Source organism: Leptospira barantonii, from assembly GCF_002811925.1.
Classification (GTDB): Bacteria; Spirochaetota; Leptospiria; order Leptospirales; family Leptospiraceae; genus Leptospira; species Leptospira barantonii.
On sequence record NZ_NPDS01000004.1, the window covers coordinates 271,576 to 292,320 of the forward strand.

18 protein-coding genes are annotated in these 20,745 nt (G+C 44.5%); 6 read left to right on the forward strand and 12 right to left on the reverse strand.

Annotated features, from left to right (window positions below; genetic code table 11):
* Window positions 1–14: 14 nt before the first annotated feature.
* Window positions 15–2,048: an LruC domain-containing protein gene (locus CH367_RS11435; RefSeq protein ID WP_100762626.1), complete on the reverse strand. Its 2,034-nt coding sequence runs from the start codon at window positions 2,046–2,048 to the stop codon at window positions 15–17.
* A 149-nt stretch (window positions 2,049–2,197) separates the two neighbouring features.
* A complete protein-coding gene (gene ubiE, locus CH367_RS11440; protein ID WP_100762627.1) occupies window positions 2,198–2,938 on the reverse strand; it encodes a bifunctional demethylmenaquinone methyltransferase/2-methoxy-6-polyprenyl-1,4-benzoquinol methylase UbiE in 741 nt (246 codons plus the stop codon).
* 119 nt (window positions 2,939–3,057) lie between these two features.
* Between ubiE and CH367_RS11445 the strand changes: the two genes are divergently transcribed.
* A complete protein-coding gene (locus CH367_RS11445) occupies window positions 3,058–3,591 on the forward strand; it encodes a MotA/TolQ/ExbB proton channel family protein (RefSeq protein ID WP_100762628.1) in 534 nt (177 codons plus the stop codon).
* Complete coding sequence (locus tag CH367_RS11450) at window positions 3,588–4,001, forward strand: ExbD/TolR family protein (RefSeq protein ID WP_100762629.1); 414 nt, start codon at window positions 3,588–3,590, stop codon at window positions 3,999–4,001. Before CH367_RS11445 ends, CH367_RS11450 begins: the two co-directional genes overlap by 4 nt.
* Here the strand turns inward: CH367_RS11450 and CH367_RS11455 are convergent, their stop codons facing one another.
* The 9 genes from CH367_RS11455 to CH367_RS11495 form a co-directional block, all read right to left on the reverse strand.
* On the reverse strand, window positions 4,002–4,346 hold the full coding sequence (locus CH367_RS11455; RefSeq protein WP_100762630.1) for a nucleotide pyrophosphohydrolase: 345 nt from the start codon (window positions 4,344–4,346) through the stop codon (window positions 4,002–4,004). It lies immediately after the preceding gene.
* A complete protein-coding gene (locus CH367_RS11460) occupies window positions 4,343–5,410 on the reverse strand; it encodes a DUF1574 domain-containing protein (protein WP_100762631.1) in 1,068 nt (355 codons plus the stop codon). Before CH367_RS11460 ends, CH367_RS11455 begins: the two co-directional genes overlap by 4 nt.
* A 9-nt stretch (window positions 5,411–5,419) precedes the next feature.
* On the reverse strand, window positions 5,420–6,817 hold the full coding sequence (locus CH367_RS11465; RefSeq protein WP_100762632.1) for an MBOAT family O-acyltransferase: 1,398 nt from the start codon (window positions 6,815–6,817) through the stop codon (window positions 5,420–5,422).
* The gene (locus CH367_RS11470) at window positions 6,814–7,974 is read right to left on the reverse strand and encodes an SGNH/GDSL hydrolase family protein (protein WP_100762633.1); all 1,161 of its coding nucleotides are present in this window, start codon (window positions 7,972–7,974) and stop codon (window positions 6,814–6,816) included. The genes CH367_RS11465 and CH367_RS11470 overlap by 4 nt, the downstream gene beginning before the upstream one ends.
* Window positions 7,975–7,988: 14 nt before the next feature.
* Window positions 7,989–9,404 carry an MBOAT family O-acyltransferase gene (locus CH367_RS11475; RefSeq protein ID WP_100762634.1) on the reverse strand — a complete coding sequence of 472 codons (1,416 nt, stop codon included), beginning with the start codon at window positions 9,402–9,404 and terminating at the stop codon, window positions 7,989–7,991.
* Window positions 9,405–9,477: 73 nt separating this feature from the next.
* Window positions 9,478–10,884, reverse strand: a complete 1,407-nt coding sequence (locus tag CH367_RS11480) for a hypothetical protein (RefSeq protein WP_100762712.1) — start codon at window positions 10,882–10,884, stop codon at window positions 9,478–9,480.
* Window positions 10,885–10,902: 18 nt separating this feature from the next.
* Window positions 10,903–11,505, reverse strand: coding sequence for an LIC20162 family protein (locus CH367_RS11485; RefSeq protein ID WP_100762635.1), 603 nt, complete (start codon window positions 11,503–11,505; stop codon window positions 10,903–10,905).
* A 4-nt stretch (window positions 11,506–11,509) separates the two neighbouring features.
* Window positions 11,510–12,652 (reverse strand): glycosyltransferase family 4 protein, encoded by a 1,143-nt coding sequence (locus CH367_RS11490; RefSeq protein ID WP_100762636.1) that lies wholly within the window; start codon window positions 12,650–12,652, stop codon window positions 11,510–11,512.
* A gap of 31 nt (window positions 12,653–12,683) precedes the next feature.
* The gene (locus CH367_RS11495; protein WP_100762713.1) at window positions 12,684–14,054 is read right to left on the reverse strand and encodes a glycosyltransferase family 87 protein; all 1,371 of its coding nucleotides are present in this window, start codon (window positions 14,052–14,054) and stop codon (window positions 12,684–12,686) included.
* Window positions 14,055–14,202: 148 nt separating this feature from the next.
* Here CH367_RS11495 and queA point away from each other — a divergent pair, with 148 nt between their 5' ends.
* The 4 genes from queA to CH367_RS11515 all read left to right on the forward strand — a co-directional run bounded on the left by queA (window position 14,203) and on the right by CH367_RS11515 (window position 19,052).
* The gene (gene queA, locus CH367_RS11500; protein ID WP_100762637.1) at window positions 14,203–15,249 is read left to right on the forward strand and encodes a tRNA preQ1(34) S-adenosylmethionine ribosyltransferase-isomerase QueA; all 1,047 of its coding nucleotides are present in this window, start codon (window positions 14,203–14,205) and stop codon (window positions 15,247–15,249) included.
* Between the two features lie 62 nt (window positions 15,250–15,311).
* Complete coding sequence (locus CH367_RS11505; RefSeq protein ID WP_100762638.1) at window positions 15,312–16,934, forward strand: S16 family serine protease; 1,623 nt, start codon at window positions 15,312–15,314, stop codon at window positions 16,932–16,934.
* A gap of 291 nt (window positions 16,935–17,225) precedes the next feature.
* Window positions 17,226–18,614 carry a hypothetical protein gene (locus CH367_RS11510; RefSeq protein ID WP_100762639.1) on the forward strand — a complete coding sequence of 463 codons (1,389 nt, stop codon included), beginning with the start codon at window positions 17,226–17,228 and terminating at the stop codon, window positions 18,612–18,614.
* Window positions 18,615–18,746: 132 nt separating this feature from the next.
* The gene (locus CH367_RS11515; RefSeq protein WP_100762640.1) at window positions 18,747–19,052 is read left to right on the forward strand and encodes a YbaB/EbfC family nucleoid-associated protein; all 306 of its coding nucleotides are present in this window, start codon (window positions 18,747–18,749) and stop codon (window positions 19,050–19,052) included.
* Window positions 19,053–19,126: 74 nt separating this feature from the next.
* On the opposite strand, the gene CH367_RS11520 is transcribed toward CH367_RS11515, so the two are convergent.
* Complete coding sequence (locus tag CH367_RS11520; protein ID WP_125226122.1) at window positions 19,127–20,668, reverse strand: peptidase M30; 1,542 nt, start codon at window positions 20,666–20,668, stop codon at window positions 19,127–19,129.
* Window positions 20,669–20,745: the final 77 nt, after the last annotated feature.

The window sequence follows — 20,745 nt, forward strand, 5'->3', positions numbered from 1 at the left end:
TCGCTTTTGAACCCTTAGGCTTGGGAAAGCATCCTTCTTTTCAAAAGATACGCGGCCGTCGCCCCGGCGGCCATCAGTAAGATCGCGACAAGAATCGCGTTCTTCTTCACGGAGTTGAGCAAAAATCCCATCAGTTCGGATTCCACATCCGGAACAGGGAATACCTTCGCTTCGTTGGTGATGTGTTTATACCAATCCTTGTAAGAAGTTCCCTTAGAAGCCACCCAGAGGTTGAATTCCTTATAACCGGTCTGAGTGTCCTTGCGGATATCGAAACCTTCATACGGATATTTCCAAGCTCCCGGAACCAAAATCGCCCATGGGAACTGATTGGAATCGAGATACTTATCCGTTCCGTTCGCATTCTTATAAAGTCCGGGGAAGTGGATTTCTTTTCCGGTGTTGATCACCTTGATAAAAATATCGTACGGATAATTTCCAATGACCGATTTTTTAACCGGAGAATTGAACACGATCTCGATCGTCGCGATATATCCCGGCTTATAAACCCCGCCCGGATTTACGTTCGGATTCGAAGTAGTCTTGTTCGATTCTTCGTGAATCTGAACCCCGGCGGTTAAGTCGGCGGCAGAAACGTTGATCGTATTGAGTGCGGTGATTTCTTTCCCGTCCTCTCTTACGACTTTTCTGCTATACTTAGCTCCGACCGAAACCGGAAGTTTTAAGAAGAACGTATGTTTGTAACCGGCCCCTCTTGCGACGTGCTGGTAAGTTCCTCTCAGACGAATCACGTCACCAGCGGCGTTTAAGTCCTCTTCGTTGTGAATATGAAGAACGTAATCGTTCAAGTCCGCGTCACCCGCACTCGGATACAAATCTTCGTATGCGACCGTGCTCACACCTTCCGCAGGAATACGGATCAAAGAAGAACGAGTCGGGTCTTGAGGATAAGTATCCAAAGTATCCGGAACTCCGTCCTTGTCCGTATCGGTAGGAGCCGCTACGACCGGAAGAAGAATCTCGTATTTGATTTCACGATTGATTCCGATCACGTTGATCAGATTGATTACGTTGGTGATCGATTCTCCGTTTGCGGTGATCTCCAAAGTGATTTGGCCGACCGCCGTTTCCACGGTGATGGTTCCGCTCACCTTTCCGGTGTTATCGGAAATTCCTTGGAAGAGAATGTTTCCTTGGTTGTCGGAAACGATTACGGTCGCACCGCTCACAGGTTTGGATTGTTTATCCGTTACGACTAAGTTCAACGGAATCGTTTGAACCGTGTTGTAGGTAAAAGGGGTACTTCCCACTTGATCGTTCACTGTGATTACGCCCGTAACCGGAGGAGCTTGTGTGTTGCCGGATGCGGAACTTCCGGAGTCACCGGACGATCCCGAACCGGAATTGGAAGATCCGGAATTGCTTCCGCCATTCGAATTGTTGGAAGAACCACCGCTGTTTGAACCTGTATCGGTTCCTGTCGATCCGGATCCTGTGGAACCGGATGAAGATCCACCGGAAGCTACGTTATCGCCGGAGCCGGAGGAAGAACTTCCGCTGGAACCCGAACCGGAATTGTCGGATGAACCGGAAGAGGTATTACTTCCGGAAGAGGAAGATCCGTCATTGGAAGCGCTGGAAGAACCGGAACCTGAAGAATTGGAACTTCCGCTATTCGGGTTTGTACCCGGAGTCGAAGAATTCGAAGTATCGGAAGATGAAGAAGAGTTGGATGAAGACGAACTCCCCGTAGAAGAACCGGAGTTGTTGGAATCTCCGGAAGAAGAACTCGAATTCGAACCGCTTGAGTTTGAGGAACTCGAAGAGGAACTGGACGAAGGACTCGCTCCACTTGCCGACGGATAGTACGTTACACTTCCGTTGCTTCCCGTATTGTCCACGAGAACGATTCCCCCTCCGTTTGAAGAGGAAGCGGATTCCGTGGCGACACCGGATTGGCCGTTTGAATTCGAGGAACTTGTGTCCTGATTGAGTAAGGCAAGAAGAGGCCACAAGGCTCCTTTCTTCTTATGATTACAACCGACTGCAATGCTCACGACAAGCAGTAATAATAGAATCTTCTTCATGATCCCTATATCCCTTTTTTTAGTTAGAATAAAAGACGAAGTGTACTACGTATTAAATACTATTCGGAGTTGGAATTATAGGGTATTTTTAGGATTCACCAAAGCCTTTTTTGTACTTCGGATGCCATTTTAGACATTTCTTATGTCTTTTAGAGAGGTTTTCTAGCGATATGAAGAACCGCGTTTCCGAAAACAAAGTTCCGAAAACGGACCGGAGTAAACCCTTGCGTTTCCAAAATCGACTTTAGAGTTTCCTGATCGGGATAAGAAAGGGAGGAAACGGGAAGGTAATCGAACATTTCATTCTTACCACCCCAAAGAATGTAACCGAGAATCGGAACAATCTTAAAAAAGTAAAAGTCCGCAAAGGCGCGGATCAGAGGATTTTTCACCTTGCCCACGTCCAGATTCAAAAACAAACCGCCGGGTTTCAATACTCGGTGAATTTCACGAAGCGCCTTAGGAAGATCGTCTACGTTTCTCAGACCGAAGCCGATCGAAACCGCATCAAATTGAGAATCCTTAAAATTCTTCAGCGCGGTCGCGTCTCCAACCTCGAAACGGACCCGACCCTGAGCCGCTTGTTTTTCAAGACGGGTCTTTGCGATCTCGAGCATATTTTCGGAAAAGTCCACGCAGGTAACGTGATCCACCGAGGGAGAATTTTCCAAACGCAGAGAAATATCCCCGGTTCCACAACAAAGATCCATAACTTGAAGATGATTCGGTAGATTCTTTTCGACCTCTGAAACCAAACGATTCTTCCAAACACGGTGTAGAAGAAAACTGTTCCAGTCGTTGAATCGATCGTATTTTTCGGCGATCTTGTTGAAGTTCTCCCGAACAAAACCGGCTTTGCGATCGACTTGAGGCATTTGAAATTCGGACATACGTGAGTGAAATGATTTTAGAATGTTGCGGGTTGGCAAGAAGAGTTTTATACGGCGCAACTTTAGAATGACAAACGGAAAGGAAATGACAATCTGCTCCTAACCTCGGGGGTTTAAACGTGGAAGCCTTGTTTGCAAAAGGGGGATGGGTTTCAATTCTCATCTTGATCGTAAGTTTCATCAATCTCGGACTTTTTATCAGAGTTCTCACATTCCTTCCCGTTCTCAAAAGAAAACTTCTGTTCCGACTTCAAGGCGGAGATCAAAACGGAAACAAGGACAAACAAAATCCGGACTTAAAATTTTTTCTCGAAGACTCCGAAGAATTTTTTACGCGGGAATTTTTCGGTCCCGAAACGATGATCTCTTGGATTCGAAATCTCGCGGGAATCGCTACGATGCTCGGACTTCTCGGAACCGTGATCGGAATTTCGGTTGCGTTCGAAGAAATGAAAAACGCAGGCACGGTAAGTCTTGAAATTTTTTCCGAGGGAATCCGACTCGCGCTCAATACGACGATCCAAGGTCTTTGTGTCGCGATCCCGTCCGTTCTTGGATTTCAATATTTAAAAACCGTTCTTCATAAAACCGAAATCGAACTCAAATCCTCCGTCGACGACCTATCTTCCATTTCCGGTAAACTCTCTGAATGAAAAAGAATCCTTCCAAACGAAGAAGTCTTTTAGAGGGGGACGATTCTCCCTTAGACATGACGAGTATGTTGGACGTAGTCTTCATACTTTTAATCTTCGCGATGGTTGCGATGAGTTTTCAAAAGGAGGTTCATACTCTTCCGGTCGCGCTTCCGAAAGCGAACGTGGATGCGGGAGGAACCGGAACCAAAAAGGAAGTGTATCTTTTAAAGAACGGAAATCTGCGTTATGCGGGATCGGACTTCAACGAAAACGGTTGGAAACAACTCGTTTCCAAGGGAGAATTCAATCGGAACGTAGTCTGGGTTTACGGAGACGAGGAAGTCGGTTACGGAAAGTTTGTGTTCGTGTTAAACAGTTTCAAAAATTCTAATTTAAAAGAACTGCATTTAGCGGTCAAAAAAGAATGATCAGGAATTCAACTTAGGATTTTCCTTGTGACGATTCTTGTCCCTTTCGGTGTTCTTTTTTAAAGTGGCGCGTAACGCGTCTTCGAGAGAAATTCCCATCTGATTGGCCAAACAGATCAACACAAAAAGAATATCTCCCATCTCTTTGGGAATTCCTTCCGGATCCTCTCCCTTTTTAAAGGATTGATCCCCGTATTTTCTGGCCATCAATCTGGAGAATTCTCCCACTTCCTCCATTAGGATCGCAAGATTGGTAAGCTCTGAAAAATAACGAACTCCGAAGTTGGAGATCCATTCGTCTACCTTCGCTTGCGCCTCTTTGAGAGAAAGTTCGCTTTCGCTCATCTCTGCGCGTCCAAACGATCCACGAGAATTTCAGTCGGTTCGGGATAACATCCTCCGCTCAAATGATGCGGATCGATGTATTTTTGACATCGCACTTGTGCGCGAAAATCGTTCATATCGAGCGGATATACATTCTTAAATTCTAATGCGTCTTTGCGGATATTCTCCCATTTGGGATAGAATTCGGCGGACTTCACCCGTTTTTCCAAACCTTCAAAAAGAAGAGGGGACCAAAGAATTACTTTGATTCCGTTCTTTTCCGCGGTTTCCAAAAACTGAAACATAAATCTTTTTTGTACGGAAGAAATCTGAACGTAACGATAGACGTCGTTGTAGTATTTCGCTGATTCTTCCTCCAGTCGTTCGGGAGGCGTGTTCGTAAGAAGAACGTTCGGGATTCCTCCGTTGAACTTATCCGATTCGTTCATCAAAAGATCCCGAATCGCGAGCATCATCGTCATGGAACTCGGGTCCTTGATTCTCGCCATCGCTTCCTTAAAACGAGGAGGAAACACGGTCGTCCTAAAAACCCTGGATCTCAAAAAAGTATCCCAGTCGTTCGTGGAAAACTCGGTCGCATAACGCAGAAAATACGGAAGGTCGTACGAATAACGAAGGGGATAACGATTGCAAAAATCGGTCATCGAATCCGGATAAAACTCCAAGATCGCGTAGTCCGGTTTTATCCCCGAAGCGAGAATTTTCTCCAGATTGTAGTTGTGATACGAAAAAGGAGCCGAAGGCGCGGAGAAGTTATAAACGATGAGATCCTTTCTTTTTTTACGGATCGTCTCGAGGGAAAATTCTCCCATATGAGAGGTTCCGAAAAAGATCAGGGTTTTGTCTTCCGGTTTTGCGGAAGCTTTATCCTTAACCAAAGCCGCGAGAACCCTGTCTTTCATTTCATAAAAGTAATATTCCGCGCCCGCCTCGGTGTAAGGTCTGACCCATTGCGAGGATAAAATCCGATCCAAGGAAAACGCGAAGACAAAAAACGCCAAAGGAACCCAGAGCAGTTTTTTGCGGAACAAAGGAATCATTGTTGTTTGTTTTTGGGAACTCATGATTCCTCCTTAAAACTGAAAATAGATAAAGTCCTGACCCTTACCCGCGTAATTGGAAAGAAGCAGAACCAAAAGGATTAGAAAAACGGATATTACGATTTTCTGATGTTTAAAATAAAAACGGGGAACCTTTTCGAAATATTCCAGCGTATGGAGTAAAAATCCTCCGATCAAAAACGGCGCCACCAGATCGGTTCTCAAAACGTGTTTTGCGGGTTCCGAGACCCATTGAACGCCGTGGAAAAAGATATGCCACGCGTCGCCCAACGACTGGGAGCGGAAAAACACCGCTCCGATCACGAAAATTCCGTATACGAAGGAGGCTCGGATCACGAACCAAAAAATTCCTTTTTCGGGCAACTTAGGAATTCCGAATCGATCCATCAAACGATCGATCGTAAGACACAGACCGTGCCAAAAACCCCAGATCACATACGTCCAACTCGCTCCGTGCCAAAAGCCGCCTAACGTAAACGTGACGATCAGGTTTAAGTAAACCTTCGGCTCGGAAGTTCTGGAACCGCCGAGAGGAATGTAAATATAATCCCGAAGCCATGTTGCGAGTGTGATATGCCATCTTCTCCAGAGATCCTGAATGCTCTGACTGAAGAATGGAGCGCGAAAGTTCACGGGAATATTGAAGCCCATCAAAAACGCACACCCGCGCGCGATGTCCGTATAACCGCTGAAGTCGCAGTACACCTGCCAAGTGAAACCTTGAACCGCGAGAAAAAGAGAATAACCGTCGTACTCGGAAGGATTTCTAAAAACCGGATCGACCAAAGAAGAAATGTTATCGGCGATCAGAATCTTTTTTGCGACACCAAGTCCCAAAAGATAAAGTCCCGCATAAACATAGGAGGGTTTGATTCTTACCTTATCGAGGATCGGAAAAAAATCCTGATGTCTCATGATCGGTCCCGCGACCAACTGAGGAAAGAATAGAATAAACAACACGAACCTGAAAAAACCGCAGTCTTCGGTGATCTTTCCGCGATAGACGTCCACTACGAACGCGATGATCTGAAACGTATAGAAGCTGATCGCCAAAGGAAGAATGATGTGAAAACCGAAAGTTTTCTGATCTAAAAATCCCCAGCCGGTCCAAGCGTAGAAGTTATCCGTAAAAAAATAAAAGTATTTAAAAACACCCAGATTGATCAGATCCAGAATGATGACCGCTCTCAGAACTCCGAGGTTTTTCTTTTTAAACAGACTTCGAATTGCAAGATAGTTGATATAAAGAATCGCTAATAGATGAAATAGAAACGGAATACTCCAGGTCGCGTAAAAGATCAGGGACGCGATTACGATCACCCATTCCCTGTATTTTCTTCCGTCGTAAGCCCAGTAAAAAACGTAAACGCAAACAAAAAAAAGGAGGAAGAGGGTGGAAGTAAAGATCATTTGTTTTCCTTACTCAGAATCGATTTCAAATCTTTTGCGAACGCGGAGGTCAGCTTCATCATTCCGATCGAATTGAGATGGATCAGATCGTAGTAATAATCCCCGTTATCCGCTCCGTCCAAAAGATCCTGGTAATCCAACAAAGAAACCGGATCGGCAGGATTGATCCTTTCCAATTCCCGTTTCCAAACCGCGTTGCGTTCGGGCAATCTCCACTCTTGAATCAACTGACTGTATGGAGCGACCACTCCGACGATTTTGATTTCATGACCGTTTTCTTTTCCGATTCTTCGGATCTCGTCGTGAAGAATTTTCAATCGATCGAAGTATTGTTTCGTCACCGCGTCTTCGTTCGCGTTGGTCAAAGGATTGCTCGAGATGATACAAGTATCGTAGATCGCTTTTTTATGAAAACGATCGGAACCTTCCGGAATCGGTTGTCCATTTGCGGGATCGGTCTTTGCGACACAATCCGGAACGTTTTGAATCGGATACATGCTGATTTTTTCTTTGTAAGAATTCTCGTAATCCCAAGGATCCGAGTTTTCCTTTTTAAAACGTTTGCCTATGTCCTTGATTCTTTTCGAAGGACTTAGGATAAAATCCTGAATGTCCCTTCGATACGCGATCGACTTCAAAGTAATGTATGCAAGATCGTCCGCATTTACGTCGTAACCGAAATCATAGACTCTCGGATACACTTCAAAACGATCGAACTCGGAGATCATCGCAAGAGTATGTAAGTTAAGAATTTTTTGACCAACCCAAGGGGTTGTGATCTCGAAAACATGAACCACTGTTTTCACTTTTTTGAAGTGAGGAAGAGTTTTTAAGACGGCGAGATCCTGAACGATCAGCTCGGTTCCCGGAATCGCGATCGATTGGATTTTTTTCCCCAAAGGCGCAAGCTCTTGGTTCAAAAGAGGAACGGACAATCCCTGATACGCGACCGATGTTCCAACGATCAAAACGTCCGGATCGAATTCGTTTTGTTTTTCGATTACGTGGTTCGTAATTCTGGAAACGTTGGCCGCGTACGAATTCTTTTTTAGAAAAGGACGATAACAACCGAACTGCATTCCCGTTTCAAGAAACACAAGAAGCAAAACCGGAATCCAGAATTTCGAATCTTTGATAAACGCAAGATATTCTTTCATAATGGATGATCGTCCTAAAACGCAAAGTAAAGAAAACTCTGACTTTCGGTGATCCCGAAAATCAAAAGCATAAAGACGTTCGCGAGGAAAAACAGAATGAACTTCCAACGACTCTGAACCATCTTTTCGACGTTGTTCTTAGCGAACAGATAAGAAGCCACAAAACAAACGAGCAAAAGAAGCCCGTACATATAATTCGAATATCCTTTGACTCCGACAAAACCGTCCGGACCCAAAAAGAGAAGGGACTTCATCATCGGAATCGCCTTTTCCATCGTTTCCGCGCGGAACATGATGAACCCGAACGTTAGGCAAAACATTGTGAAAATTCTCGCGCAGATATCGTATACGATTCCGCCTTTTCCGTTCAAGAAAGAGGATATTCTCGTTTTTGCATATTCTCTATGTACAAGAATCATAATACCCTGCCAGAGTCCCCAGCCGATAAAATGATACGCGGCTCCGTGCCAAACGCCCGCGAAAAACCAAGTGATGAAAATGTTTCTATAGATTAAAAACGCGTTCCCTCTCGAACCTCCGAGCGGAATGAAGATGTAATCCCGAATCCAAGTCGAAAAGGAAATATGCCAACGGGACCAATGATCCGTGATGTTTCGAGCGACCATCGGAAAGTTGAAGTTCGGATCGAACTTATAACCGAAAAGACGAGCCACTCCGATCGCGATGTCCGTATAACCCGCGAAGTCGAAGTAGATCTGCCAACCGAACGCAAGCGCTCCGGTCCAGATTTCGATCGGGTTTAAGGTCGCGTAATTGGCAAACGTAGAATCGACTACTTTGGCGAGGTTGTCCGCAAAAACGATCTTACGAGTAAAGCCGATCAAGATCTGAGCGAATGCGACTTGAATGTCTTCCTTCTTAACCGAAAGAGGAACTTCCATATCGCGGAAGAAAGTCTGAGCGCGAACGATCGGGCCCGCGACCAATTGAGGAAAGAAAGAAACGTAAAGGGCGAAATCCAAAAAGGATTTTCTCGCTTCGATTTGTCCGCGATACACGTCGATCGTATAACTCAACGATTGAAACGTATAAAACGAAATTCCGACTGGAAGAATGATATCATAATATGCGAATTTAAAACCGGCAACCGGAGTCAGATCGTTGACCACACCCAGAAGAAAGTTCGTATACTTAAAGTAGGCGAGCAATCCGAGATTTGTGACGAGGGACAACACAAGCCAGAATTTTCTTTTCCCAGAACCGGGAGCCGCGGCTTCGATTTTTAAGGACGCGAAATAATCGATCACGATCGAATAGAGCAAAAGAACGATGAATTCTTTTCTCCAAGACATGTAGAAATAAAAACTTGCGGCGAGGAGAAAAATTCTTTGGATCTTTCCCTTAAGCAAATGATTGAGAATGAGAACGATGGGGAAAAAGAATAAAAAATGAAGCGAGTTAAAGAGCATGTTTCGTCTAAATCAGTATTTTAAAAGACCTGAAGAGCAGTTTTTCAAAATTGAATTTCCTTACAACTTCAATTTAAGGTCTTGGAGGTTTGGATTCCACCGCAAAAATACCCGTTTTTTCCGTCTCGGGAGGATAAACTTTTTCGGGAAGAATCGCATTCAACTTAAACTCGATTCCTTCGATATAACTAACGGATTTTTTTACCGAACGAGGATATGTCGAAAACGAAAAATTAACTAAAAACAAAAGAAGACACCAAGAAAAAATCAAGGAATGAAACAAGGCCCGACTTCCGAAAGCGAACGTACCAAACTCCAAAGACTTGAAGGTTAATCCCGCGAACAAAATCATACCGATCGAGGCGCCCACCCAGAACTCAAAGAAGTAACCTTCCCACCAAGTGTAGAATACGATCGACGGAACGAGCCAAAAAGAAATTAAAACGACTTCGATTCGAAAACGTCTCCAGACGTTTCGGATGTTCGAAAGAAAAAGAACAAGAACGGAAATCCAAAACGCAAGATTGAGATTGTAAGGAAGAGATTCTCGTTGTTGCCAATCGTGCAAACGAACTCTCAAACCGTTCTTCACACCTTCGAAGTTCAAAAACGCATCCCCGATTCCGCGATAAAAATTCATCACATAACTTTTCGCTTCGGGAGAATTGCCCCACTTATCCTTGGTCGCGTATAAAAAAAGCCAGTTCGCGAAATTTCTTTCACTGTCGAGAGGAGCGGAAAGATTTCGGTTTAATAAAATAAAACCCACGTAGAGATAGGATAGGGTAAGAATTCCCACCAAAAGAAAACAATAAACGAAAAGATATCTGAGTTTGGTCGAAAGAAGAAATTCTTTTCCTTTCCAGGTCTGCGAAAACAAAATCGAAATCGGAACCAAGGGCAAAAACAAAATATCCGATTGATGAAAGTAAACTCCGAAAAGTTGAATGCAAAAAAGAATAGAAACCGAAACGGGAGAATGTCCCTTCTTAGCAAAATAAACGCAGAGGAGATATAAAAGCGCGGTCAAACAGGAATGGATCAACGGGGTATCGTTGTGTTGCGCGTAAAACCAGAACCCTTGCGAAAAATGAATCGCAAGCCCGAGAATGATGGCGCCTAACGTGTCCGAATAGATCTTTCTATAAATCCAGATAAAACAGAAAAGAAACAAAAGCGCGGACGCGAGAATTCTCAAACGAAGACCGAACATCACCGAATCCTTTCCGAACCATTCTCTCCAAAGTTTGAGATAAAGATAACCCGTACTTTCAAAACCAAGGTGATGAGGGTTATAGAAAATTCTCCAGGTAAGATCCGAATCGATATTGTACGCGTATACGATCGCATCCCAGTCGTAGTGTCTGGAAAGAAAACGAAGATCGAAAAGAAAAACACAGAATATAAAAAGGATCAGAAACGCGAAGAAGATCCTATTTCGCAAAAAAGGTTTCAATTCTCCGGGGCCACGATTTCCCATTAAGAACATACTAATATTCTAATATTTAAAAAGATTCTGGATCAGATTCCGATTTTGAGAACGGAAGAAAAACGGAGAATGGATTCCGAATTCCGAAGCAATTCCTTCGGATCTAAGATCGGGAGTGATTACCATAATTCTTTCCAAGCCGAAAATTTTCCGAAACAAACCCGTTTTGTGTACGATCTGAATTCCGCTTTGTTTACGGTCCCATTGAAAGACGTTTTTACCCAACAGACCTTTCGTTTCCAAAAATAGAACGTCACCTTTGAGCGAAACGGACGTAAAACAGGTTCTTCCTATAAATCGAATCCAATCCAAAAGAAACGCGAATCCGATGTAACCGAAGGTAAGATAACCGATCGTAAGATAAAGTCTCGGGTCCTGTAGAATCGGAAGGTTCAACACTTTCGGAATCAAAAGAAAATCGACGAACTTCCGCAGATACGACGCGGCCAATTCTCCGCCGAGAAAACAACCGTATAACACCGCAAAGACGATCAACGTCATAAAAATCGGAGGAATTAGATTGATTCTCAATCGGATCGGCGCTCCCGAGGAAACTTCGTCCGCGTTTAAGGATTCCCATCCCGAATAGATTTTGGTTTCGTTCTGTTTCATATTCTCAGTGCTGAAGTTCCTTTCTGTGTTTCCAAAGATCGATCAAACCGTCTTCGATTCTTTTTGCGGTTTGATCCCAGGTCCATTGGGAGGCGTCCCAAACGCGTTCTCTTTGTAGTTTTTTTTGCGCGAGTTGTGCAAGCGCAGAAACCCAAGAATCCACGTTCAACGGTTCCGCGAACAAATCCGTTTTACGTTCTAAAATTTCGTGAAAGACCGGAATGTCCGAAGCCACACAAATTTTTCCTTCTCGCAATGCTTCGAGCAAGGGAAGACCGAAGCCTTCGTGAATCGACGGAAATAAAAACGCGGAACATTTTTGATAGAGCCAAGCGAGAACCTCGTCGGCCGGATTTTCAACGAAGAAGATTCCTTCCGACTCGAGAGTTCCTTCCTTTAAAAGTTGCGTAAGACCTTCGGACTTCCAACCCAAACGACCCGCGATGACAAGCGGAAAGGGATAGGAAGAATTCTCCCGTTTCAATTTTCGATACGCGTCGATCAAGGTCCCCAAATTCTTTCGAGGTTCGAGGGTTCCGATGGTAAATAAAAAATTTTCGGGAAGTATTCGAAGAGGTTCTCTCAAAGAAGGAAACGATTCCACTCCGGGATAAACAACTTTTAACTTAGGATCCAAATCCTTTCTGAATTTCAAAATGTCCTGTCTCGTATTTTCGGAAAGACAGAAGACAAGATCCGCTCGATTCAAGGTTTTTGGTGAAAGAATTTTATGTTGCCAATAGTTCGCGGTCGTCATCGTCTCCGGTGCGGAACGAAAGTTGAGATCGTGATAGTTGACCGCGGTCAACGCGTTTCCGCAGGAAAGAGGAAGCAGTTGTAACGTTCCCCAAAAAAGATCGAGTCGATCCTTCTTGATTCGTTTCGGAATCGTCCAGTTGAGCCAAGCGACTCCGGGAAGTTTTCCGGTCATAAAAAATCGGGAATTTACGTTGGAAAGAATATCGTAAAACACCGTATGAATGGGCTTATTCGAATAAAGATAATATTCAAGCGGGGATTCGCTCGTGATCAGTCTTCTTAAAACCTCGGCGAGATATCTTGAGTTTCCGGTGATTCCGTAGGCGAGGGGACGCACGTCCACACCCACCCTAGGTTTGTATTTGAGTTCGTTGGTTCGAATCGGCATAATAAAGTCGGCGGTCTGTTCTCAGTTCGTATTAATTTTCTTTCGAAAAAGAAGGTTCGTATTTTAGAGCGAATAAAAGCAGAAGGTATTGAAAGACCGCGAAGTATAAAAGATACGAAGCCATCATCAGCTTCTCTTCGGTTCCTCCGCCGATCACGGAACGGTTGCAGAGAAGAATCAAAACCGAACCCGCGATAAAAAAGAATGCAACTTTATCGTTTCTGAATATTAGATTTACGGAATTTCCGATTTTTTTCAACGCGGAATCCGAATTCTTTTTCCAAAACGGAAGAATCGAATTCTCCGTAAATGCCCAGGCTCGATCCAAAAGAATCGCGGAAGGATACAAAAGAAACACGAATGCGTGCACCCAGGAAATTCCGCTGAAGATCACCGAAAAAACGAAAAGACAACCGAGTGCAAACTCGGCGTTTCGTTTTGCGAACACGATCTTAAAAAACGGGAACACAAGAACCAAGGAAAGAATATAATAAATTCCTTTTACGACGGGTTCTGTCAGCTCCCGAATCGGATAACCGTGTTGGGATTGATTGAGAACGTCCGCGTAATTCAAAAAATATTTTGCGAGAGTCGCGTTCAAACTTTGGTTGTTCTTCCAAGCGCGGAACAAAGGAGACTTGAGATAATTATCCAAGATCAATTGTTTCCAAGTAAGAGTCATCTCGATCGTAAACTGGGGCGCGTATAAACACGGAAGAAAGATCCAGAAAAGACTGAAAACAAACGTATAAAAGATCGCCCAATACCGTTTTTGCATCAGAAAGAAAAGAACAAACGCACCCGGAGTGAGTTTGATCACGATCGCAAGACCGAGAAGCAAACCGGACAACCAATCCTTACTCGTATGAATGGACGCGAGAATCAAAAAGATCAGAAGAAAACCGACTTGGTTGTTGTTCTGATGATTCTCCAAAAAACGAAGATTGAGCAGACAAAGAACGACGAAAAAAACGAGATTCCATTTTCGATTCAATCGAATCGAAAGAATGTATAAGGTTCCGAGTAAGGCCACAAAGTTTAAGGTCAGAAAAATTCCGGAAGCGATCTCATACGGAAAAAACGAAATCGGAATCAACAAAAAAGCGAACGTAGGCGGGTAGATATAAGAACCGAGTCCTTCCATCATATCCTTGAGTTGCATAAAAACCTTCGGAGTAAACGCCTCTTCGATTTTGATTTCGCCCGATTGAAGTTTCGCGAGAATCTCGTCGATCTGTTCCAGATTGTATAAATTGTTTCCTTGGGTAAAACGAACGGATGCGTTATAATAGTCCCGGAAGTCGGAACGGTTTCCGGATTTGGAGATTCCGTTGATAAAGAGGAGCGTGAAAAACAAAACGGTTCCGATTAGAATCCAGGTTTTTCGATCTCTCAATTGCATTCTGAAAGACTTTTCAACGGCACTCGAAAAGCCAACCAATAAAATTCTCCACAAGGAACGCTTTCCTTTCGGCGATATCGAAATCGAAGCGCTTCGATGAAAGAAAAAAGATTCTCCTGCAAAGAGATCGCAAATCCACTGCAAATAGATGTTGTTTGAAGACCTCAAAGAATTCGAGTTTCTTCTTCCCGAAGAAAGAATCGCTCGTTATCCCGCGCCCGACCGGGACGAAAGCAAATTGATGGTCCTCGACGTAAACTCGGGAAATATCGTAAGTGAACCTTCGTTTAAGAACATCGTCTCTTATCTCAAAGAAGGGGACGTTCTCGTCGCCAATCACACCAAGGTAAGCAAACGTAGGGTTTATCTCAAAACGGAACTGCGAGTTCACGAAGCTATGTTTTTGGAAGAGCACAACGGAATCTGGAAATGTAAGATCCGAAATTCCAAAAAACTAAAGGACGGAACGCGACTTACGGACGAAAAGACAAGACGCATAACGTTTGCGGTGGAAAAGAAAGAGGAAGAATTCGTTTTTCTAAAACCCGAACGCCCATTGCAGGAAGAAGACTTTGATCAAATCGGGGAGATTCCGATTCCTCCGTATCTCAAAAGGGAAGCGAACTCCGAAGACGAAATCCGTTATCAAACCCTATTCGCAAAAACTCCGGGATCGATCGCCGCGCCGACCGCGGGTTTACATTTTTCGGAAAACATATTTGCAACGTTGAAAGAGAAAAAAATCGCTCTTTGCACCTTGGAATTGAAGGTCGGATACGGCACCTTTCAACCGTTGACCGAAGAAAATTTTCAAAATCAAAAACTACATAGGGAAGAATTCTTTCTCGGAAAAGAAAGCGTCGAGATTTTGAATCTCGCCAAAAAAGAAAAAAGAAGAATCGTTTCGATCGGAACCACGACCTTACGCGCGCTCGAGTCCGCATACGATCGATCAACAAATTCTTTCCAAGAAGGCTGGGGAGCGACCGAACTTTTTATCCGCCCCGAAGATCGACTGTACAGTTGCGAAGGATTGATCACGAACTTTCATCTCCCCGGTTCGAGTTTACTTTTACTCGTTTCCGCGTTTGCGGGAAAGGACCTGATTCTCAAAGCGTATCAAAAAGCGATCCGGGAAGAATTCAGATTTTATTCCTACGGAGACGCGATGCTCGTGTTGGGAAAAAAAGAATAGAGCCGATCCCTTTCTTACTTATTGATTGATTGTAGTGGGAACCTAAGAGAGAATCGTTTTTAGTGATCAAAAGAATAACTTCCAACCAATCGGCAATCAAACTTCACGCGGGAAAACAAAAACCGAAAAACGGACTTCCCGATTTTTTAGCCTTTCACAGGGAAGAACTCAGTTCCTTGCCGACCGCCTTGGAAAACCCCGGAATTTTCTCCAACATTCTCATTACCGGTCCGGGACTCGAAACCAACCTGACCTTACTTCAGAAATACATATCCGGTCTTAAAAAAAATACCAAGGTCATCTGCGATCCTCATCCGGGGTTTTTAACCCTCGCCGGATTTCCGGGTAACTCGGAATACCGTCCCGGTAAAATGGCCGAAGCGGACGGAGGTTATCTGCTTCTTCCGATGCGCGCGCTTACGGAAGATTCCAATCTCTACTTTCTGATCAAAGAAGTTTTACAAACGGGGAGAATCGACTTTTTAACCCTTCCCGAAATGACCGGATCGAAAGAGATGAATCGTTTTTATCCTTCGGTCAACACTCGATTCCAACTGATTCTCGCGGGAGAAGAAGGAGAAGTGGACTTTATCTCCGGGGTCGATCCGGATTTTTACGATAGTTTTTCCTTTAAGATCCATCTTCCCTATGAAGCGGTGATGACTACGAAAAAGAATCTTGAACTTTTCGGAGGATTGATTCGTTCCTGGGAAAAAGATGGTTATCCCGGTTTCGATTCTTCCGCGGTGGACACGTTACTCGAAATCGGTCTTCGTTGGAACGACAGTAAAACCAGACTTTCTCTTTCCTTCGCGGAACTCAGAACCTTCGTGGGAGAACTTTTGGTTCTTTATAAAAAAGAAAAGAAGCCGATCACAAAAACTCAGGTTGAATCCGCGATCGAAACGATCGAAAAAAGAATCGCGGTTCACAAAAGAAGGTATTTGGAAAGTGTTCGAGAAGGTTTGACCACGATTCAACTCAAAGGAAAAAAAACGGGAAGAATCAACGGACTTTCCGTGATCCTACTCCATTCTTCCTTATCCGATTTCGGTCAGGTGAATCAGGTTTCGGCTCGGGTCGCGCTCGGGTCAGGTAACTTCATCAACATCGAACGAGAAGTGAATCTTTCCGGAGATCTACACGATAAGGGAGTTTTTATATTACAATCTTATATTAAAGGAATGTTCTCTCATATCCAATCGTTCGGGTTGGACGCTTCCATTCTTTTTGAGCAGAATTATTCTCCGATCGACGGAGACTCGGCGAGTTGCGCGGAACTTCTTGCGATTCTTTCGGCTCTTTCCGGTCTTGAAATTCCGGGAAACATCGCAGTCACAGGAGCGCTTTCTCAGTACGGAGAAATTCTTCCCGTCGGTTCGGTGAACACAAAGATCGCGGCTTGGTACGAGATCATTCAGATCGTCGGCAACTCTAAGGACAAATATTCTGTTTACATCCCGACTGCAAATTTGAGGGATTTGAATCTTCCATCTCATATCCGTAAAGCGATGGATAAGGGAAAATTTCAGATTTTTACCTGTTCTCACGTGGAAGAACTGATTCCTGAAGTTTTTGGAATTCCGGCCGGAAAATTTGGCAAAAACGGAAAATATCCCCAAGGAAGCCTGTTTCACTTGATAGAGGAAAGAATCGACCGGAAAAAAGAGGAAGAACACGAATAGAAACCCAAGTTTACCGAGTGATGCGACAGAATCTTAGAAAAAATTTGTTTCCTAAGCTTATAGCCAATTCCAGTTTGGAAGAAAGGAAATCAGAACTCGTTTTTTTTGAATTATTGTCACTTTATTGTCTTTGTCGCAAAATTCTTTCGTAGATTTGTATGAGCAAAACCTGTCCGACGGTCGGAGAAAAGATTTTCTATCTGAACTATTCTCACTAAACTCTTCGTCCAATACCAGACTTGTGTTTGCTTCTGGTCCTTCGACTCTGATTACCGATATTAAAAATAGAACATGAGACTCATCGGGGCGATCAATATTCAATCCTCCCTGCTTGTCAGCGGTTTGTCCGCACTCGGACTAGGGGTACTCATATCCGTCGCTCAAGTAAAAACTCCCGAAAACTTTCAGGAGATAGAATCCCTTCCTCTCGAAGAAAAAACGGATCCTTCCAAATCCAGTCCTACCTTAAAAGGCAAACATGAGGAACCGAAAGACATTCAGGTGTTTCGGATTCTCGGTTCAAAACGCGGGACCCTTTGGGAAGGTTATGAAAAAGATCTGGAGTTGAAGGACGACAAGGGTTCGAGCTTTGCGAAAACCGGAAACGGTTGGAATCCGTTCCCTTCTAGAAATTCTTTAGGTGCAAGCCAACCCGATTCCATGTTCAACGATCAGAACACCGCTTGGACCGGAGCACGTTTTTTCGGGGGCAAACAAGGAAAGATTCAAATGAGCTCCGCGATTCGTCCTCTCAATCCTTTCTCCGAACTCGCGCCGGTGGCAAGGGGAAGAAAGTCCGATCCGTTCGGAACCTCGGATAAGACAGGCGTCAACCAAGCCACGTTAGACAACTTTGAACTCAGTTATACCGTTCTTCCCGGTGTGGACGCGATTCTCAAAACGGGGAATTCTCTTCCTTATACCGCCGATCAAAAAGATCAGGGTTATTCCATGGCGGGATTCTCCTTCAAACCGAACGAATACGTGAGCACGAAAATTGTTTCGGGAAGTTCCTTTGGCAATTCCAGTCTTACCACAAACAGACTTTCGTATTCTCCGCATTCTTCCAACGCGCAAGCGATGAACGTGGACCCAAACGTGGGAAGCAATCCGGTTCTTAGAAATCAAGCGATGGGAAACAACGGAGGAAGAGTGATCGAGTGGCAGGCCAACATCCAACCGATCCAACGTCTTTCGTTTCAAACCTCGGTCTTGAACAAGGAAAAGGATAAGGGTCTTTACAGTCCGGAGGCCGCGCGTTTTTCCATGTTCATCGACTTCACGAAAATCATTCTCAATGTTCGATACAGTTATTCTGCGGACCCGAACACAAGAGCCAACGGTCTTTATATCACTCCCGAATCCGACGCGACTACTTTGGGATTTACGATGCTTTTGGATCCGGCGGGAAGATATTCTTTGTTCTTCGGAAACAACTATTACAATCTTCTTTCTCAGAGAAACACCGGAGTCAACACGCAGGTGGACGAACCGTTACGCTCTTTCTCGGCGAGTTTTCGAGGTAAGACCAGTTTTCAAAACGCGATCTTTTTCATGAACTTCAGAAACAATCTTTCCAAAGGTGTGATTTATACGGACGTGGGTCCGTTTAGACTTCCCGCATATTCCCAGTATTATTCCGAATACTTCACTTCTTTAGGAATGGAACTTTCCTTTTAAATTCTTTTTCTCTTTTCTGGTTGCCCGTTTTTATCGTTTTAGAAATTTGATGAGAGAAGGCTCCGAACTCCGTTACGTTTTTGTCGCGGAGTTTTTTAGAAATTAAAATACATCTTCAAAGGGAATCAAAGAATGTTCGGCAACAAGTTAGAATCGATGAAACAAATGAATCAAATGCGGGTTAAGATGAAGAAGCTCGAAAAAGACCTAATGGCTCTTTCTTTCGAAGCGAAATCCAAAAACGACCTCGTAACTTGTATCTCCGACGGAAAACTGAACATCAAAGACATTCTCATCGAAGACGAACTTCTTGCGAAGAACGACAAAAAACTTCTTCAAAAAAGTATCAAACAAGCCGTGACCCGTTCCTTGGAACTCGCGCAAGCGGCGGCCGAAGAAAGAATGGGAGAATTCCGCGGTATGATGGGAATGGAATAAGACCCTCGGATATTTCTCCGAAATCGGCGCGGTGAACTTTATGCGCCGATCGGCGCGACTTCGACGTAACTCCGTTATCTGCTCTTCGCATCCACAGAATGAAAGTAATCCAACGGACAGACGATCTCCGGTCCGTCCGTTGCCGGTAAAAGAACCGGTTCTCCGTCATCCTCCGTACGAACCACCGATTGAGAAACCTGTCCCAATCGATACGGGTCCGCATTCACTTGCAAAATCTTTAAACTAGGCGCGGTCTTTTTCAAAAGAACAACTGCGGGTTGTGTTCCCGTGTTGCTTCTTGTTTGATCGATAAAATGAAACTGTCCCGGTTTTAAATTACTCAGAGGAATGATAAACGGAAGAGGTTGTGTTTCGTATAACTTTCTCAGTTCGCCTCCGTCCTGATTGGCGGGAGGAAAGGGGAGGGCGCCTAACACCGATTCTATGCCCGTCTTAAAACCGGATGCTCCCGCCGAATCGATTCCAAGTTGCGCTTCGGAGACGGCGGATTCTCCCGTGGACATCCAAAGAAAAGCCGCAAACAAACGGATAAAGGCGGTTTCTCCGCCAACGCCCAGATCGTTTTTCTGCGCCGGACTCAAAGCCGCAACGGCAGGAGACGTCAAAAAGATTTCGGTTAACGTCTGCGCGTCCTTCGCGCGAACGGAAGGACCGGTCACCGTTTTTTTAAAGAAAGAATTTCTTTCCTGAAGACTGGAACCCGAAACCGTATAAAGATATTTCATAAACGCGTACGCGAACGCGTAATCGACTACTGAAGAAAATCCCGAAGAACCGAATAACGTGGAACCGTTGACTCCTCTTGCACAAGCGCCGGCGACGTTTCCTCGATAACACTGAATTCGATTTGTCTGGGGAGAATAACCGGCGATATCGCTCGCGACCTCGCTCGTTCCTTCGTTCAACCAGGTTTCATCTCTGACTTTCTGGGATAGATAATCGGGAAGTTCGTATTGAAATCGAATGAGATGTTGGAACTCGTGTGCGATCGTGGACAACAAAGTATCCGATTTACCCGAGGCCACGTCCTTTTCGGCGAGTTCCTTCAACTGAACCACGTCGATGTATAAAATTTCCTTGGAGTTGGAACGTACGCTCGATCGGGGATCGTCCGTAAGAAAATCGAAGGGATCGAAAAAGCCCGCAACAAACGATCCTCCCGGTTTACTTCCGTCTCGGATGTCCAAAAACAAAAGACTTACCTTTCCGCTTTGATCCATATCGGAGGGAGTTCCGAACGCCGCGGTGACCTTCGGAAAAATTTTCTGATCGAACTCACGGACGATATTCGAATAATTTAAAGCCGTCTCCTGACCGTATTCCGCGTAAACGGAAACGGAGTTTCCGTCTCCGACAAGACTCGCTTGTAAACAATAGGAAGAATTTTTGGTGATATCGCGGACCCAGAATTTTCCGGGACCGGCGCAACCGATCGCGGTTAAGATCAAGGTCTGAACGTATTGAGATCCGAGTTTCGGTTTATCGGATGGGAAGAAGGACGGGAACACACTTTCCACGGAACAGGCGCTCAAAGAACAAACGAAAAAAAGAATCCAGAATCCGATGGAAATTTTTTTTCCGAAATTCGTTCTCATTAAAAGTGTTAGACGAAAGAAACGTGATTGAGATTCTTTCTTGCTCCCGTATGTTGTCAGGATCTTTGCCCCGTAAA